11 protein-coding genes are annotated in these 17,106 nt (G+C 60.0%); 1 reads left to right on the top strand and 10 read right to left on the bottom strand.

The window, feature by feature from the left end:
* Position 1: 1 nt before the first annotated feature.
* The 6 genes from AC13FN_RS14540 to AC13FN_RS14565 all read right to left on the bottom strand — a co-directional run bounded on the left by AC13FN_RS14540 (position 2) and on the right by AC13FN_RS14565 (position 8,129).
* Positions 2–406, bottom strand: coding sequence for a hypothetical protein (locus tag AC13FN_RS14540; RefSeq protein ID WP_263934757.1), 405 nt, complete (start codon positions 404–406; stop codon positions 2–4).
* Between the two features lie 483 nt (positions 407–889).
* Entirely contained in the window at positions 890–2,491 is a 1,602-nt protein-coding gene (locus AC13FN_RS14545) for a toprim domain-containing protein (protein ID WP_263934756.1), read from the bottom strand.
* Positions 2,492–2,651: 160 nt separating this feature from the next.
* A complete protein-coding gene (locus AC13FN_RS14550) occupies positions 2,652–4,118 on the bottom strand; it encodes a hypothetical protein (protein ID WP_263934755.1) in 1,467 nt (488 codons plus the stop codon).
* A gap of 146 nt (positions 4,119–4,264) precedes the next feature.
* Positions 4,265–4,651 (bottom strand): hypothetical protein, encoded by a 387-nt coding sequence (locus AC13FN_RS14555; protein WP_263934754.1) that lies wholly within the window; start codon positions 4,649–4,651, stop codon positions 4,265–4,267.
* 701 nt (positions 4,652–5,352) lie between these two features.
* On the bottom strand, positions 5,353–6,084 hold the full coding sequence (locus AC13FN_RS14560) for an EAL domain-containing protein (RefSeq protein ID WP_263934753.1): 732 nt from the start codon (positions 6,082–6,084) through the stop codon (positions 5,353–5,355).
* 11 nt (positions 6,085–6,095) lie between these two features.
* Complete coding sequence (locus tag AC13FN_RS14565) at positions 6,096–8,129, bottom strand: DNA topoisomerase (protein WP_263934751.1); 2,034 nt, start codon at positions 8,127–8,129, stop codon at positions 6,096–6,098.
* 103 nt (positions 8,130–8,232) lie between these two features.
* On the opposite strand from AC13FN_RS14565, the gene AC13FN_RS14570 reads away from it, so the two are divergent.
* On the top strand, positions 8,233–8,577 hold the full coding sequence (locus AC13FN_RS14570) for a hypothetical protein (RefSeq protein WP_263934750.1): 345 nt from the start codon (positions 8,233–8,235) through the stop codon (positions 8,575–8,577).
* A 38-nt stretch (positions 8,578–8,615) separates the two neighbouring features.
* Here the strand turns inward: AC13FN_RS14570 and AC13FN_RS14575 are convergent, their stop codons facing one another.
* Genes AC13FN_RS14575 through AC13FN_RS14590 form a run of 4 tightly spaced genes read right to left on the bottom strand, consistent with a single transcriptional unit; the run spans position 8,616 to position 17,034 of the window.
* Positions 8,616–8,948: a hypothetical protein gene (locus tag AC13FN_RS14575; RefSeq protein WP_263934749.1), complete on the bottom strand. Its 333-nt coding sequence runs from the start codon at positions 8,946–8,948 to the stop codon at positions 8,616–8,618.
* A 9-nt stretch (positions 8,949–8,957) separates the two neighbouring features.
* Positions 8,958–14,165: a strawberry notch family protein gene (locus AC13FN_RS14580; RefSeq protein ID WP_263934748.1), complete on the bottom strand. Its 5,208-nt coding sequence runs from the start codon at positions 14,163–14,165 to the stop codon at positions 8,958–8,960.
* 29 nt (positions 14,166–14,194) lie between these two features.
* On the bottom strand, positions 14,195–15,475 hold the full coding sequence (locus tag AC13FN_RS14585) for a hypothetical protein (protein WP_263934747.1): 1,281 nt from the start codon (positions 15,473–15,475) through the stop codon (positions 14,195–14,197).
* 38 nt (positions 15,476–15,513) lie between these two features.
* A complete protein-coding gene (locus AC13FN_RS14590; protein WP_263934746.1) occupies positions 15,514–17,034 on the bottom strand; it encodes a UvrD-helicase domain-containing protein in 1,521 nt (506 codons plus the stop codon).
* Positions 17,035–17,106 lie beyond the last annotated feature (72 nt).

Consider the following 17,106-nt stretch of genomic DNA (forward strand, 5'->3'; position numbering starts at 1 on the left):
ATCAAGCCACCTCGGGGATGAGGTCGGCCTCGAATACGTGATGCAACAGCGCCAGGTCGAATGCCCCGTCAACCAAGGTGAGACTCTCTACCACCTGTTGCGTCAAGAGCAGGCGCCACATCTGCGCAGCGATATCGCTTTCCTGACCTGCTTCGGCAAAGACAACCGACGCACCCAACACGGCGTCCGGGTCTCGCTGGAAACTCAGGCCCAGGTCAAGGGCCATGCCACGGGACTCCAGCTCTTGCTGAGCCACCCGAAGCAGACCCGGAGCGTACGTCTCACTGTTGAACACCAGCTCGGCGGGTACTACGTCACCGCCATCTCGAAACTGCCATCCCGTCAGACCCGCGATGGTGATCATCAGGCTTTCAAAATGGGAGTAGCGGGTAAGCTCGGTCGTCATGTCACGCTCCTATTGTGTGCTCATAGTACAACAATAGTCGGTCCTGATACCACAACATATCGTGCGCCCCATAGTGCAACGGGCAGCCGATACGTCTCTGCCCGCTTGCTCCCACTACATCGGCCTGCCCCGGTTCAGCGGTCCAGAACAACGGGTTGATACAGCCCGCGCGGAAGCGAAGCGCCTTTCGAGAGCTCCGAGATCTCTCCAAGCTCGTCTAGGGTCAGCTGCCCGTCGGCGTACCGGCGCTCAAAGGCTGCTCTTACTGCCTCTGACTGGGTCGACCCTACCCACTCAATCACCCGTGCAATCTCAGTCTTGGTAAGCGCTCGGGAATGGTCAGCGCATACCGCCCAGATTGCCAGCCCGCCACACACCACCAGCGCAGCAACACACGCCAGCCGCTGGCGTGGCGTCAGTGCAACCACCGCCTGCATCAGCCGCCCGCTGACGCCTGTGCACCTGGTCAGCGCTGACCTGACCTTAGGAGGGCAATCGATATGCCGGAACATCCTCATCCTCCTGATCGATTTGCTCTACGTGCCCTTCCTGACGTCGATCGGGAGCCGCAGCTGCGTTTCCAGGCATGTTCTTGTTAGCGACCACGAGCGCGGGGTCCTGCAGCCCCAGCACCTTGAATACGTTCGTTACCGCTTCTGCAACTGACTTTGCGCGGTCCAGGCACAGTTCCACCTCAGGTGCGCGCCGCACATCTCGCAGCCCCGCTGGCGCCGCCTCCAGCACCTTAAGGCCGGCGGCTGTCGGCCCCATCCTGGCATCCACCAACCCAGATTCCACGAGCCGTACCGCGTGGGGGGCGTACGTGCTCGGCCGGCCTATGCCGTGCTCCACCATGGCCGCCACAAGCGCCCCCTGAGGCGATCGCTCCCTGATGCGAACAGCGTCGCTCGCCCGAACCGCCCAGGGGACACGCGCACCTGGCGAGGCTCTGGCCACCCTTACATTCGTTGCCCAGGAAGGCAGTCCAGGCACAAAGCCTGTCTGCACTGGCACCGTAATGCCGGACTCAACGCTGCGGCGGCCGACCAATGCCAGCACCTGCTCCGAAACGGTTGCACGCAGCTGAATAGGCTTTTGCAGCTGCAAACGTTCCTCAAGTACCCGCAAAGCCTCGTGCGGGCCCTCTCCCGGCTGCAGCAAGGGGACACTGTTTCGTTGGAAGCTGATGACCCCTCGTAGCGACGCGAGTCTATGCACTGCATCCGCCCCGAGGCCAGTGAACGCACGCATTGCCGTACGTGGATAGCTAAGTTCGCCTCCTTCATAAAGATCCTGGAGTAGCTCGGCCGCATCTGCGATCGATATGCCCAACTCAGCTTCAATATCAAGAAGCGCCGCCGCCCCATTCAAGGGAAGAGACACCGGCTCAATGGCAGTATCGACAACCGTTGCCAGGCCAACAGTCTGATGAAGCGACCGCAGCTCAGCATCCGCAACACCTGCGGGCGCTTCCAGCGACACGCTGAAGGGCCTTCCGCCATCCTCTGCCCCAACCGACATGGTCAATACCCGGCGCCTGACAGCGCCCTGATAGCACAGGCTTAGGAGGGCGGTCTGAACTCTTCCTACAAACACACCGTTCCCGGGATCACTGCAGGATGAGGCGATAAGCCTGTCGGCGATGCGACGGCCTATGCCGGCGATACCCGCGCCAGGCGTCCACGGCCTTAGCTCCCTGAGACCATGGGCCACACTTACAGAGTCAAGAGCGGCCACGGTCAAGCGCAAGATGGGGCCGGCGAACCCCAAACGGTGTGCCAAGTCAGCCACATCGTTGGCGATTGCATGGCCCTCCTGGTCGATATCTGTAGCCAGTACCAACCGATTGGCTCGGCGTATTGCCTTCTCTAGGAACGCACGGGCAGCTGGCTTGCCGGGATATCGCAGGGTCTCTGCATACGCGCCGGACCCATCGATTTCGACGCCCACAGGATGTAGCTGGCGCGGATTCTCATACAGATGTCCCAGGGTGGCCACAACCTCTGCATCGATACCCAAGCCCCGCAATGTTGCTGCCAAGGCCTTGATCTTGCCGACTGCTTCGATCACGTACAGATCTTTCATTTGCGGCCCCCTACAAAAATTGAGCCGCGCCGTGCATCAACCTCACGGTCCCATGCGCATACCGCGGCGCAGATGCGGTTGGCTACCCTGGAATTGACCTCAATGACCTCCAAGGAAGTCACAGCGGATGCACGATCCTCACCGGCCACCATCCCTCCCGCTACGGTCCACGCGGCATGAACTTGCTCATCAACCGCTCGACCAGCTCACGGATCTTCTCGGTGATTTCCTGGAGCTTTTCACCCATATGGCTGAACGCCCCATCCTTGTCGGCCACTGGCAGATCACCAACGCTGTCCTTCAGGCGATCCATCACCGGGTCCAGCAGATCGGAAGGGTCTCTGTCGATCGCTGCTCCCGCCTTCGCGTAGCGATCTGCCTTCTCATGAAGCTCAGCCAGACCCTTCTGCAGGCGTTGGACGCGCTCATTCACTTCGGGTTCGAGCATCATGCCATTCAGCTGCAGGCCCAAGCGCTCAAGCTTGCCGCCGCGCTTCATTTCACCGACTGCTGCAGACGGCGCCAGGCCGCTCGCCTTCAGTTCGTCAGCGATCTGGCCCAGTCCGTGGCTACGAAGCCAAGTAGCGTCGTCAGCAATGGTCTGCTCGACCGAATGCACCTGCGTGCCAAGTACATCGAAGGCGTTACGACGCCGGCGGTCGACAACGCTTCCGGCTGCGCTCTGGGCGGCGCGCAGGCCCTGAAGCACCATGCTTCCACCAGCGCTCAGTGCAGTGAACGGCGCCTTGACGAGCGCATCGATTACGCCACCGCCACCGCCACCGCCCGCACCGTGCCACGTTGGCTCGCCAGCATCGCCCCCGCTGACCTCGGCGCCACCCATGGCCGCCACTTTCGTCGCTACCTCGTCTTTTGCCCGCGCCACTTCGAGCTCCAACTGCATCTTGCTCGCAAGCTTCCGCGGCAGGCGCTCCTTGGCAATTTCCTCGACGCCGTCATAGACCGCATCAAGCTGTGTCGCACGCAGCACCAACTGTGTCCACTGCTCAGCAGCCGACCGGGCCAGGCTCTTGTCTTCGCTCACCAAGTCGGACGACCGGAAGGCCGACACTTGAGCCTCCCACGCTGCAAGAGCGGCAGGGACATCCTTCTTCACCGCATCCGGCAACGGAACGCCGTCCAAATCGCTTTGATTGACCGCGGCGCGATCAGCAGCCTCAACGGCCAGCTCAGCCTCGAACCGGGGGGAGAACAACTTGCCCGCCGCATATCCTTCAGAAGCCGTGTACTGCGCGGCGACTTCGCCATCGGAAACACCACGAATTCGACGCTGTTGATCTACAGAGAAGGCAGCATCCGCTTCAAGCGCCGTGTCGCATCGAAGCACCTCCTCCCACTTGCTATTCCCAAGGTACCGTTCAACGATCCAGGTGTCGGCATGAGCCTCGCCCGAATCGGCGGGGGGCTCCGGCGGCATGTCCTGGAACTCGACGACATCTTTGTCATCCGCGTCTTCCACAACCAGACTAGCCAACAATCCGGCCTGTGCCGGCGGCGATGAAATCCACTCAGGCGCCGCTTCACCGGTGGGCGCGGTTTCCGTGGGGCTGGGGCGGGGGCTCACTGCCACGGGAGGCTTGGGGTGCAGCTGGGTAATCGTGCTCATGATCGCGGTGTACCCTCAGGAGAGGCATCATGATATGACTTTCATTGCAGTATCGGCAACATTTTCCGACTACCGCCGCAACTCACCGCTCTTATTCCAAACTAAACGTGACGACTGGGAGGTGCGCGAGGTCCCGGGACGGCGCCCTAGATGGGCACGGGTCCAATCCGCCTGCCCTCCTCCCTGGCCAACTCCCGCTCCAATCGCCGCGACGCACGCCTTGCGTCTCGTTCAGCTTTTGAGAGGCGCGCTCTGGGCGGCGCAATGAAGGGCGACTTGTTGATCGAAGCATCAGAGTTGGCTTCATCGCAGGCCATACGATCACGGAATACCCAATACAGCCGCCCGACTTGGTCATCATCTGTGACAACAAAATCCTGCTGTACCGCCAGCTCAGCCGCCCCCATTTCGACTTCCCGCAGCGATGGCTCTAGATGCCAACAACCACCTCCCATCGCTGACGAAACAAGAACCAATTTTTCGCCGTCTCGAAGGGCAGCACTTACCGATTCCAGCGTATCCAACTTGGTCATCCAATCACCTCAAACATCACCCGACACGTAAGCTCCACCTGCCCCAAAAGCCATTTTGGCGCCTGGATAGAACCACCTGTTCCCGCCCCAAACCTGCGGGGCTTTACCTCACGGCGCCACACTGCGTTGCTCGTGGACGCACTCATGAATTCAGGTCGCGAAACATCGGTATTTGTTCGGCAAACAACTACTGATACCGAGCACGATACCTCCCTCGCACGACCTCAAAGCAAGTTATTTCGCCGCCACACGTGCAGTGCCACATGGGCCACGCTCTTGGCGGCCAGATAAGAGCTATTCGCCACCAAATCTCTTTGCCAACCAGATCCCCGCATTTCGGTGGCAGAACGAAGTGAGCTGGGCTCCTGCTGGATGCTTTTCTCGCTTATCGACCACAACACCCATCACCATCAGGCTCCTGCTTTTTGCCACCCGAATAGGAAACTGACCACTACAAACCACAGTCGTGCGAACCAAATGGCACGTATCACGGCACCAACAGAACAGATATCTCCCGATGAAAGATGCACGGTCGCCAGAAACTACCCGCCGACGAATAAACACCCGCCACCCAGATGATCGCCAGTCCTGACGTCACAAAAGGAACGTCCTTTCGACAGCCAAACGAGCGCTCCACTGCCGGGCACCTCTCGCTCCTCGCCAACATCACCCATCACCTACACAAGTCCCAATCCCCCCCACTACGCCGCCGAATGATGGGCCTTCGTGTCTCCAAATAGACGCTTTATGCCATCCAGATCCATATGTCTGGCCACACAAGACCCTTGCATATGGGTGACACCGACCACCTTGGCAGCAGAACGTTTCTCCTCGCTATCAACCCATTCCACCACCACGTTGCCGCAATGCATCCTGTCCAGACATCGGACCGCCGCCAACAGAACACGCTCTTCCTGGCCCCCCGAGGAACCTTTCCACACGTTCCCCAGCTTGATGAAGTCTGGTCGCAGCGCCGCCACCAGCTCGTCATCGAAAGATCCAGTGTCGTAGTCATCAATGGCAATTTTGGCGCCCATAGCTCGGCACGCAGCCACAAACCGAATCGTCTCGCCAGGAATTGTATGCTCCGCAGTCTCGGTCAACTCGACAACAATCCTGGTGGCGTGCTGTCGCCACCGCGCCAGCTCGGCTAACCACACATCAGAGTGCCTTTGCACCGTCACTGCACTCACGTTTACCCCGATCCGAAGCGCAGGTCGCGTTTGCGCCAGGACACCCAGTGCAACCCGTAGCATTCGGACATCCAATTGCCAGATGGTCTCGGCCCACTCAGCGGCTTGGATTACGGCAATGTGGCCGGCCGGGTGGGACGTCCTCAACAATGCCTCGTGGTACCCCCCGCCCGCTGACACCGGCAACACAGGTAGAAATGAGGGCCATATCACGAGGCTCTGGAGTTCGGAAAGCGTCATGGCGCCGGCTCTTAAGCGCGGTGGGAAGGCCGGCTCGCGCCTACACCAGAGCTAGTTCGCCCGCCGCTTCTCGATCCGCCACGCGAGCTGGTGACCTTACCCTGGGGCCGATCCAGCGGCGGAAGCTCCAGCTGCGCGACATCCAGATCCCCCAGTCGTTTCCCGACCCAGTTGCCGAGCACCTTGAGGAAGTCGTTTTCCGTAGTCCCACCTTGCTCGATCTTCTCAAATACCGACTCCCACATCGCGGTCGTATCAGGACGGCCAAGATCCGGCGGCAATGCGTCGACAAGCGCCATAGCCGTTGCTGTTGGGTGATAGGTATTCTCTTTCGACTTTCCAACCGGCTTCTGCACGGTCACCAAGCCACTCGATTCAAGCTTGGGAACGAACGTGTGCCTGGTCGCAGGGGTGCCGATGCCGCCGACATCCTCATCCGTCGACTTGTCCAGTCGCATCCTCTTGAAAACCTCCTTCAAGCGTGGATCGCTGACGTACTCTTCAACGTGAAGCATGGCGTAGGTCAACGAGGAGTCCGTAAAGCGCTTGGGCGGCTCCGTCTTCTTCGCCACGATGTCCAGCCCACTGCACTTCGCCGGCTCACCCTTTTTCATCGCAGGGAGGATGCTATTCTCTTCGCCTGGCTCCCGCTCATCGCCATAGAGAGCCTTCCAGCCAGGGACGATTGTCGTGCTCCCGGTGGCTTTGAAGTACTCACCAGCCACTTCCGCCGTAGCTGTCACGCTACGGAGGGTGCGCTCGGGCAAGAACTGCGCGACGTACCGTCGGCAGATCTCCTGGTAAATGTCACGTTCAATGCGCGAAAGAGCGCTGAGCTCAGGCTCCTTGGTCAATGGCACGAGCCCATGATGCCCTTTCACCTTCCCGTCGTTCCATGCTTGCGACTTCATGCGCGGGTTTACTTGATCAATGACATCCTGGGACAAACCCAGCGCCTTTTGCGCGATCGCGAGAGTGGCCGGAGCGTGCTCAAGCAGCCCTGAAGGAAGGTGCTGCGACCCGGTGCGGGGATACGACACGAACTTCTGATCGTAAAGCGATTGGACCGCCTTAAGCGTCTCTTCCGACTTGTAGCCGAACCTTTTCGACGCACGCATCTGGAGCTGAGCAAGCGAGAATGGCAAAGGCGCTTTTTGCTGCTTTTCCACGTCCTCGTATGCCGCAATGGTCCCTGTCTGCCCGTTCACCTTCTGCTGAAGGACCCGTGCAATGTTGTGGTCCAGCAAGCGACCGTCCGCATCAAGTCCAGCCTGCGAGGCCGAAGGCTGCCATTTGGCCGTGAACTGGCCGCCAGCAACGCCAATGGAAGCAGTAAGCGCGAAGTAGTCGGTCGGCCTGAAGGCCTGAATTTCGCGCTCTCGCATCGCGATCAGGCTGAGTACGGCCGTTTGTACTCGACCGAATGGGATGAATCCCTTGAAGCCACAGTCCTGAGCGCGCAGGGTGAGACCCCTGGTCATGTTCATACCCACGACCCAGTCGGCACGGGAACGTGCCCTAGCCGCACTCGACTGTCGCGCGAACTCGGAGTTGTCACGCATGGCCGCCAAGCCCGCCCGAACTGAAATCTCATCAAGCCCTGAGCTGAGGAAGCGCTTCACTGGTTTGCGATTGCCCATTTCCTCAAGGATCTCGTCAACTACAAGTTGACCCTCTCGGTCCGGGTCACCGGCATGCACCACGGTGCGGCACGCGCCAAGCAGCTTTCTGATCGCAGGCAGGAACTGCCTTTCAGTTGGGCGCAGCTTGAACTCAGTGGGCCCGGGCAAAACAGGAAGGTGGGCCCGGTCCCAACGAGGCTTGCCGTTGGCACCGAGGACCAGGTTCGGATGCGCCTTCTTGATGTAGTACTCCGGCTCTTCCAACTCGTAGATGTGGCCCCGGGCCCAACATACGGCCCAGTCCCGCCCCTTCATGAAGTTCTCGCCGCGCTCGATGACGGGCGACCGGATCGCCAGCTCTTCTGCGATAGCGCGCCCGAGCTTGGGCTTTTCGGCAACAAACGTGTATTCGAGTTCAGCCATTGTTCCACCTGTCAGGTTGAAGGCACTTTCGTTTTGATATCATCCGCAGGCCTGGCAAGCGATTGCGAGGTTCCTTTTGATCATTCAAATAGAGCACAACGCCATGGCCGCACATGACCCCCAAGGCCCTACTCCGGCCGAGTGGAGCATCGTCAACAACATGATTTCTGAACGATCCGCGGGCTTCCCTCCCCGTGTCCTGCAGGAGCTGACGCGCGTCAGGCCGGCACTGGAAAAGCTTGTCGAGGCGAAGGTCCCCTTCCGGGAAATCAACGATCGCTTCGCCAAAACCATGCAGATCAAGATCAGCGCTGCGCTGTTCCGGAAGTACATGAAGCAGGAATTTGGTTACCCGCCCGGTCCAGGCGGGAAGTCGCCGCCGGCACCGGCAGCCGCGCCGGCGGCAGGGAAAAGCACCAAGAAGGCCAGTCGGAAGGCGAAGTCCTGAGTGCTTTGACAGCCGAGGCCTGCTAGATAGAGCCAGCTTCACGGGCCGGTCTCTTCCATGCCGGTCAAGCACTCGGCTAGCAAAGCCAGGTGCTCTGTCACGGCTTGGGGCTCCTGTGCCTGTGAAAGGGTCTGCCCCCAAGCCGTCATTCGCCCGCCCTGGTCGAAACGGGCGCCGCATACGGCGGCGCGCCCGCCTCCCGCGTCATACTCGGTGACGGCCACCGTAAGGTCGCCGTCATCTTCCAGAGCCACATCCGCGTCCGCGCCAGGTCCCCCGGCGATTCGCGAGGTCAGGCGGAGATATGGCCTTTCCTGCCCCCAGGCGGCAAGGGAGGGCACGCGCTCTTCCAACAGATGAAAGTGATTCATGTCGCCTCCCTACGCGGACAGCGACACATAGTCGCTTTCATTAGATTTTCGCACAGAACTTTCATTGTTGTAAGTCTCCTGACGGACCTGGTTCACGAGCTCCCGGTTGCGGGCTGGGGCGTAGAAGGAGAGACCGTTCCGATACAGGACATCGACCAGCTCCTCCAGCCTCTCCGGCCTGAAGCGCGCAACCATTACACTGCGACTACCGGAGAACTCGCCCACGACGCTTGTCACGGCTTCATTGGCAAATACAGACCCACCCCTGGAGCGCGTCCCCGGGCACTGAATGACCATCTCTGGTCCATTCCGGTACAACATGGTGTCGTGTTCGCCTGTCGCCTCTGCACCACTTGAGCTGGACAGACGAAGCCCGGCATCTCGCTCAAGGACCTCCCTGACAAGCCTCGGTGTATCCAGGCGAATGGGCAGCGTCTGAAGGGCACGGAGATCCACCCCTTGAGACAGCAGGACGCCCCGGTGGCGCATTCCCTCGCTGTCGGTGTAGACGACCGACGATCCGAGCCGATGCTGCGCGGCGAGCTGTGCCGCTTTAAAGAGATTGCCGTCCAGCACATGGCGCACCACCGTCTCTACGCCTGCCGGGGAAGCGTCAAACTCCTCCATTACAGTCGTCGTTTGATACGACCGTGGCATCAGTCGAAATTCACCATCTTCCCGAAGACCGAAGAAGCTGCGTTCAATCAATCGGTCTTGCCCCGGCACGGCAATACGCAGGCTGTAGGCACTGAGCTGCGATGCCTGAGTAGCTTTTTGTGGTAGCCGAATGCCACATATGACGCCTAACTTTGCCTCACCATGGTTATCAGTGAAACGCGTCAGGAGCCCAACATCCAGCTCACGAAGCATGCCCGCAATGAAGTCGTAACGACTCTTGGTCTTCTTGACAGCATTGGGTTCGGCATCGTTCAACGCCGCCTCAACGTCCTTGAATTTCTCAGGCAAGGCGCGCCAGAGGGCGCTTTGCAATTGGTCGGCCAAGCGGTCCGAGATCCTACGCAATACCTCCGACATCGGTACTTCTGTGGCGTCCTCGCCGTCCGCGCCGGCAACCATCATTTGCGAACTCGCCTCCACGACAGCACGCACGGTATCGCTACGCAATGGATCGCGAACCACCTGGTACGTCATCGTCTTCAAGAATACCGGCTGATTGAATACGGACAGACTCGCCGCATCGCCGGTCTCATACACTGACCGTCCTATCTCCACGGCCCGAATGTCGAGCTCTCTGGACTTGAGCGGGTTGATCCCCTTCTCGTCCATCTCTTGGATCAGCCGCGAGTACTCCGACGTGAGCGCTGCATAGATGTTCTCCTGCTCATCCACGCTCAACATCACAAGACGCGACGTCAACTTGTTGATGAAGTAGGACACCTCCCGGTCCTCATCCTTCTCCAAGTCAATATCCAGTCGTCGTGCGACGTCCGGATTAGACTCCAAGTACCTTGCAGCGACTTGGTCACCGACCTCGTTCAAGAAGTCCGGGACGTTCACATCAAGGGATGCGTTGTCCTGGTTTGCTGTGGTGTTGGCTGAGAGCTTGCGCAGCTTGGCATTTGCCATCGCGATTGGGCGGGCTTGGCCGACGAGCCCCGTCGACAAGGTCTCGATGATCGGCGAGTTGACCTGACCACGTCGGTTCACTCGACCGAAGAACTGCATGCGTTTGACGATATCCAACGGCAACTGGAGCTCGATCAACACGCGCTGTCTCTGATCCGGGAATTGGCTTGAAGAATGCAGGCTAACGCCGGTGCTGCCAGCACGCGACAGGATCACCGCATCGTCCCGGCCGACGTTGAATCCTCGCACGATCTCGGCCTTCTGCATCTCGGCCCTGACATCGGCAGTCCAGGTATCACCCTGCAGCGTGATGCTCAGCTTACGACCAGACAACTCGCTGCAAACGTATCCGCCCGAGGTGATGGCCTGTCGTACCGAATCAATCGGCGAGACAGGAAGGTCCGGCATTGCTTCAATGAGGCCGCGAATGCTGGCGATCGCGGCGTGAGATTCCTTGGACGTAAGCGCCTGCCGCTCGCGTACTCCGTATCGGTCAGTAGTCTGCATGAAGGACAGACGATCCAGCGTGCGATGCAGCACCATCTTGAATGACAGTCCTTCGCCGAGCTCGATCGGGCCACGACTTCTAATCGCTGCTGCTCCCTCCGCACTGAGCTCATCACCGTCGTCTGAAGTGTCGTCCAGGGAGTACTCCGCTATTACTTCCCGCAGCAGTTGCTCCATGGTGCTTTCCAAGACAATCACGGGCTTTTGGCCGTTCGCCAACGCTGCCAGGGCGCGCTCAGCGGCAAGGTCGACTTGAAGTGCCAGCAGGAACTGCCGGTAGATGTTGAAGAGGCGTGAAAAGTAATTGATAGAGACAGCGCCCATCCTGTTTCCGGCACGCTCATGCGCAGGCATTGCATCGAGCGCCTTCTTGACCTCCTTGTTGTACTCAGAGACATGCCGATTGATGTCGCCAGCCAGGAAGTTCATCGACTCCAGGATCTGAGCCAAGTGGTCGGACAGTGTGCGGTTGCGCGCCTGCCGACTCTCACTGTCGCTGACGACCTTGAATGTGAGGGAGCTTAGATCGTGCTCACGTCGAACGAATACGCCGTCACGCGCCAGCATTCCAGTCAGCACTTCCTGCAGGACCTCGCCTCCAGTTTGAAGTGTCTCTGGAAGTCCACCCAGGTCCACTGTGGGCGGGAACAGACGCGAGTAGACAGAGAGGTTCTTTGGCTCCTTGATCGACGTGGCCGAGCTATAGCTGACGGAGGCGGCCCCTTGCACCGCAAGGGCAATGTTGGCATTCGTGTTGGATGCACCAGCGGCGTTGTGGCTCTCGTCCAACAGCAATGCTGCACCCGCTGTCACCCTGGTGATCCATCCTGACTTCGCAGCCCCGGCCTTGTTCCTATCACGGTTGAACTGGCTGTACGTCCCCATTACGAGGTTGTAGTCAGGTGGTATGACGTCCCCAGCGACGATCCCCGACACGACAGACTGGGGCGTGGCATCCACAAGTCGCTCGCCCGAGACGTCGTCAATGATCGAAACGCCGTTGTTGATGATCAACGGTGCAAACAGGCCTTCAGATCCGATACCGCGCAGATCCCGCCAGAAGTCGGTAAACAGGATCGGCGTTTCGGTCAAGAAGATCACCTGCCTGCCCTGCAGGTTGTGATACCTGGCCATAGCGGCCAGGTGCCTGCCCTTGCCCATTCCCGTCTGGTCGCCCATCAGGAATCCCAGGCGTCCCTCTGAGCTCTCATGCGCGTGGATGTTCAGGGCGACGGAGTCCACCTGTTCTGGCGACAGATAGCTACCGAGCTCGTGAACACTCCAGCCGAGGCGTTCGGCGACGAAGTCATCGATGTCCCCGTTGGCTTCGGCTACCGACTGAAGCGCGAGCATCGTAGCCGTCTGCATGTTCCGCGGGATCATGGCCGTTGCCTCGCCAACCCTGCTCGCCGAGACGTAAGGGGATTGGTAGCTGTTCTCGGCCGCTGACGAGATGTTCGGTGAAGAGTGCGCGTGGCTCTCACCATGCTGCGCCTCAGGGCCCTTCATGGCTACAGCCGACTGTGACGTCCCGGCGCCGGCAATTGCCTGTGGCGCCGTCGGAGCGCTATGTTCTTGCGGATCTAGCCGGATCTCGTACTTCACGGCCATCAACTTCGCCCAGGTAAGCAGCGACTCCGCGTCCTGGACCACAGGGATCTCGTCAGGCACTTGCACGGCGTCGCCCGATCGCCTGCCAACCACAACCATGCGCACCGGGAAAGTTGCACCCTGCTTCGCATAGACCCGCCCCGGGATTTCTACTGCGTCGACCTGGTAGTGGTCCGCCAGCCAGTTGAAGAGGTATCGTGATCCACCGCTAACCTTTCCCGCACGCGTGTCCACATAGGTATCGCCGCCAATAATGAAGACGCTGATACCGTCCGGCTTCCGTGCATCAAGCGACTTCATCAATACGAGATGATCAAGGCGATTCGTCTTCAAACCATTGATCATTACTGCGGACGGCAGCTTCCCGAACGGCGGGTTGGAGATGACCGCATCAAACCTCGCACCGGAATTTAGAGTTGTGAAGTCCATTGCAGTCGCATCACCCAGTTCGACTGCAATGTCTGGCCGACCGTGAATGATGCTCGCTACACGTCGTGCATCAAGGTCAACACCTGCGATGTGGCGCGCCCTGGTCATGGACACCAGGGAGCCGTTACCTATCGTCGGCTCAAGCACCGTCCTGCCCTGCATGTCCCCAACAATGACCTGTGCCGCTACGCCCATCGGCAACGGGCTGGAGTACTGCTGCAGCATGACCGACGAGCTGGTCCTGGCGTCCATGGACGGCTGTCCGTCAAGCAGCTTGGCCGCGAAGGCATAGATCTCATCCACAGCAGCGCCCTGATCTGCGAACGCAGCCAGCCGACGGACAAGTGACGCTTCAACGGCCTCCTGCACCCGGCGCAGCTCGGGCGATGTCTCGATCTTGTCTAGCGGCACGCCCGTGACTGTGGATGCGAAGGTGCGCAAATCCTGACGGCGCATCACTCTCCCGCCGCTGATTTCAGCAGTAAAGGCGTCCGCGCACGCAGCAAGCTCGGCGTCATTGGTTGCCCGAAGGAACGATGCCCCTGCGTCGCTTGTCTCCAGCACCGAGACGCCGTCAGGTTGGACAAGGTATCTGCCTTCATCCCCCTCAAGGACGAGATGGCCAGATGGGTTTGCGCCTACGACAGACACTTTGTTCGCGGCCACATGTTCCACTGAGGCCGCCTCGTCGTCGCGGCGTGCGCCGCTGCGAACTGGCGCCGCATGCGCAGCGTCCTCCTGGGGCATCAACATCTGCGCGGCATCAGGGAACACCTGCCTCAGCTCCTGCAGCGAGATCCGCAGATCCTTGCGAACTAGTTGGCTGGCCATGCCTAGCCTGGGCCGATAGAAGCCGAGCCGCATCAACCCCTCGCGTTGCTCCGAAGTGAGATGCTGTGCTCCGACGATCTCAAGCCGGACCGCCCCCCAGGCCTTCCTGCAGGCGATCAGGCGCAGTGCTGCGTCTTGTGCATTGAGGGAAACCCAGTTGACCAGCTTGGGGGATGTGCGGTTGCCGTCTGCCATGTTCACTGCCTGGAAATTTTCAACGAGATAGAAATGACGATGGCGGCGCTCCGACAAGCCGCCGCCATCGTTTACGGGCGCATTGCTTACGGCCGCGGGCCGCTCGCCTCGGCTTCTTCTGCACCGACCTCGGCCGAGTTCACCGGTGCATCGGCAAGTTCGTCGGCGGTGCCCAGAGCGGGCCGCGCCGGCTGGATGTGCTCGGTCGACAGCTCGGTCAGGTCGAAGTTGCCCACCGTGTCGGTGATCACGTTGATGGGGCTGAAACCATCCGAGGTTTCGTTGCGCGCAATGCCCGGCAGAATCACCTTGGTGAACTTGTTCGGGTCATCGCCGAACATCATCTCGTATCGCCCAGCCGCGCCCTTCTTCACGTCGTTGACCAGCTTGTAGGCCGCGTTGTTGTCCTTGGAGGGATCGCCTGCGAAGGTGAGCCGGTAGCCCGGGATCACCTCAATGATCAAGCCCTTCTCGATTGCGCCGAAGAGAGCCTGGTTCGGAATATTCTTGATGACGTTCCTGTCTTTGAGATCGGCGATGGCCTTGTCGACGTCGGGCACGTACTCACCAGCTTCATTGCGCTTGAAACTGACGTACACCTGGCGCGCTCGGACAGACTCGCCGTCGGAGATGCGCACGACGGCAAGCGACTTCGTGCCGGTGCCAAGCGCGGAAGCAACCGCACTGTAGAACCCGGCCTCGTCGTTGACACGAACCGCAGCCTTGGGCTCGATCTGGTCGATGGTGACGCCAATCTTGGCGTTGGCCGGGAGCTCGTTGAGCTTGCCGACAGCCCAGGCCTGGCTGAACTCGCGGACCCCACGGACCCCATCCTCTTCAACACGCGCCAGAATGCGCTTGGCACTCACCGGCAAGGTGATCGAGTCCGGCTCGCCGGCCGCTTTCGACGGGTTTTTGAAGGACAGTCGGGGCGCGGAGGCGAAGACATCCTCCGAGAACGATCGGTTGATGTGGTCCTGGTCACCGGCGCTGGACAGCGTGTTGAGCCAGCGCGAGGAGATGATGGGCCGCCCTTCGTCGTTGACCTGGTCCGTCGTGTAGCAGTTCTCAAGCGTCACAAAACTACCTGCCGCCGCATCGATCGTGTTCAGCGACTTCTTGCCGTTGCCCTTGAGGAAGTTGGTAACTGCCTTGTCGCCTTGGGTGCGGAACTCGATCTCAACAGGGGTCTCGGCCGGCAGCGGACTGCCCGCGCTCACAATCTGGCCCGTGAGCTTGAGCGTCTCGGTTTCGCCGTCAGCAACCTTTTCGGCGGTGGCGACGCGCAACACCAGGCCGAACGTATTGTTGGGCTTGCGAGCGTTCTGCGCCTGCGGCTGCTGCTCCAGGCTATTCATCAGTCCCATGGGTATGTCCTTTCTCTTGTCGTGGATATGGATCGTGCTCAGCCGTAGGCTCGCGGCTGCATGGATTGTTCGATCTGCCGTTTCTTGTCGAAGAACTTCAGCAGAGATTCGGACGGCTGGAGCACCTTCTTGGCGCGGGTTACTGCGACGTACTGCAGGTTGATTTCTTCGATGTCGGCGTCGGACATCTTGCCCACCTCGACCAGGTTGTCGTCCTCGTCAATCAACGACTGGTAGTCATCCGAAAGGCGTACCTGATCGAACTCAAGCCCCTTAGACTTGTGCGCAGTGGTGAATACCTGGGCGTTCTGCGGCAGCCGCTCTTGGATGCCCTCAGTCCAGGGCAGTGCCTTGCGGCTGATCAGCTCGACAAGCCGGGGGATGTCCTCTCCGTACTCACCGACGAGCTTGACGCGGGCCTTCAGCTCCTTGTCATCCATCGATTCGGCGTACTCTGCAAGCTGGTCGAAACTGGCAAAGGACTTGATGAACGGGTCGCGCACCGAATCGCCCGTGCTCAGGCAGAAGGTGTCGACGATCTGGTCGAAGCGATAGTTCTGGAGCGGTCCCACGAAAGCAAAGGGGCGCTCGGCCGTGACGGCGAGTACTGCTTCGCGGAAGAGCGTCGCATTTCCCCTGGAGATCAGAGCGTGGCCTTCGCGGGCGTGGTCGATCTCACGTAGCTCGCCCTTGTGGCTTCCCAAGCCACGGAGCTTCATCTGCTCCCCCTTCAGCCACAGGATGTCGTTGGCAACGTCAGCCACTGTTTCGCCGAACCGGAACGAACCCGTGAGCCCAAAGGATTCATCCGCCTTGATCCGCTCCATTGCATTGGAGGCGCCGCGGAAAAGATAGATGGCCTGGTGCTGATCGCCCACGTAGAACGTACGGCCATGCTGGGCACTTACGATGGCCTGCAGAACCGGATTGGTGTCCTGCGCCTCGTCAAGGAGGATGGCGTCATAGTGCAGCCGTGGATTGCTGAGCTGGTACAGCTTCAGATAGCCGTCATGCAGCATCGGAACGCGGCTTTCGGGATTGCACATCTGCTCCCACGTACGCTTCGCGTCCAGCAGCACCTGCGCGGAGCTCATATGCCGCGTTTCGCTCGGCGAATCGCCCAGCGCCACGTGCTTGGGAAGAAGCTCGGGGTCCCCGGATACAAGGAAAGCTTTCACAGTCTCAATGACGCGGCCGCCATAGAGATTGTGTGCCTCCTTCGGGATCTGGTTGACCGTGCGGGACAGGTCCGGCAGCACGTGGTATGGCTTGATGTCAGGCTGCAGCTTCTGAGGCACGTCGCCATAGATTCGGCCCTTGGATGCGTAGGCCAAACCGTGACCGGTCATCGCTTTGACGTTGCCAGGGAAGGACCCGATTGCCTCTTCCTTGATGGCCTTGTTGAACGCCAGGTAGAGCATTTTCTGGCGCGGCTGTTCACGCGCAAGGTACTTGAAGGTCGATGACTTACCGGTTCCAGCGAAGGCACTGACTTTGATCACGCGACCCGTAGAGGCACGTATCTGCTCTTGCTCAGGGGTTGGCTGGAACGCGGTCATAAAAAAGGCCCATGGGTTAGATGAGCCTGATACTACAATGAAAGTTTGGCGTATTCCACAACCAAAGTATGC

The sequence above is a fragment of the Stenotrophomonas sp. 115C5 genome, assembly GCF_056861055.1.

Bases quoted from the DNA above. Each gene is read 5' to 3' on its own strand.
- AC13FN_RS14540 (WP_263934757.1), bottom strand. From the start codon at position 406: ATGACGACCGAGCTTACCCGCTACTCCCATTTTGAAAGCCTGATGATC.
- AC13FN_RS14545 (WP_263934756.1), bottom strand. From the start codon at position 2,491: ATGAAAGATCTGTACGTGATCGAAGCAGTCGGCAAGATCAAGGCCTTG.
- AC13FN_RS14550 (WP_263934755.1), bottom strand. From the start codon at position 4,118: ATGAGCACGATTACCCAGCTGCACCCCAAGCCTCCCGTGGCAGTGAGC.
- AC13FN_RS14555 (WP_263934754.1), bottom strand. From the start codon at position 4,651: ATGACCAAGTTGGATACGCTGGAATCGGTAAGTGCTGCCCTTCGAGAC.
- AC13FN_RS14560 (WP_263934753.1), bottom strand. From the start codon at position 6,084: ATGACGCTTTCCGAACTCCAGAGCCTCGTGATATGGCCCTCATTTCTA.
- AC13FN_RS14565 (WP_263934751.1), bottom strand. From the start codon at position 8,129: ATGGCTGAACTCGAATACACGTTTGTTGCCGAAAAGCCCAAGCTCGGG.
- AC13FN_RS14570 (WP_263934750.1), top strand. From the start codon at position 8,233: ATGGCCGCACATGACCCCCAAGGCCCTACTCCGGCCGAGTGGAGCATC.
- AC13FN_RS14575 (WP_263934749.1), bottom strand. From the start codon at position 8,948: ATGAATCACTTTCATCTGTTGGAAGAGCGCGTGCCCTCCCTTGCCGCC.
- AC13FN_RS14585 (WP_263934747.1), bottom strand. From the start codon at position 15,475: ATGGGACTGATGAATAGCCTGGAGCAGCAGCCGCAGGCGCAGAACGCT.
- AC13FN_RS14590 (WP_263934746.1), bottom strand. From the start codon at position 17,034: ATGACCGCGTTCCAGCCAACCCCTGAGCAAGAGCAGATACGTGCCTCT.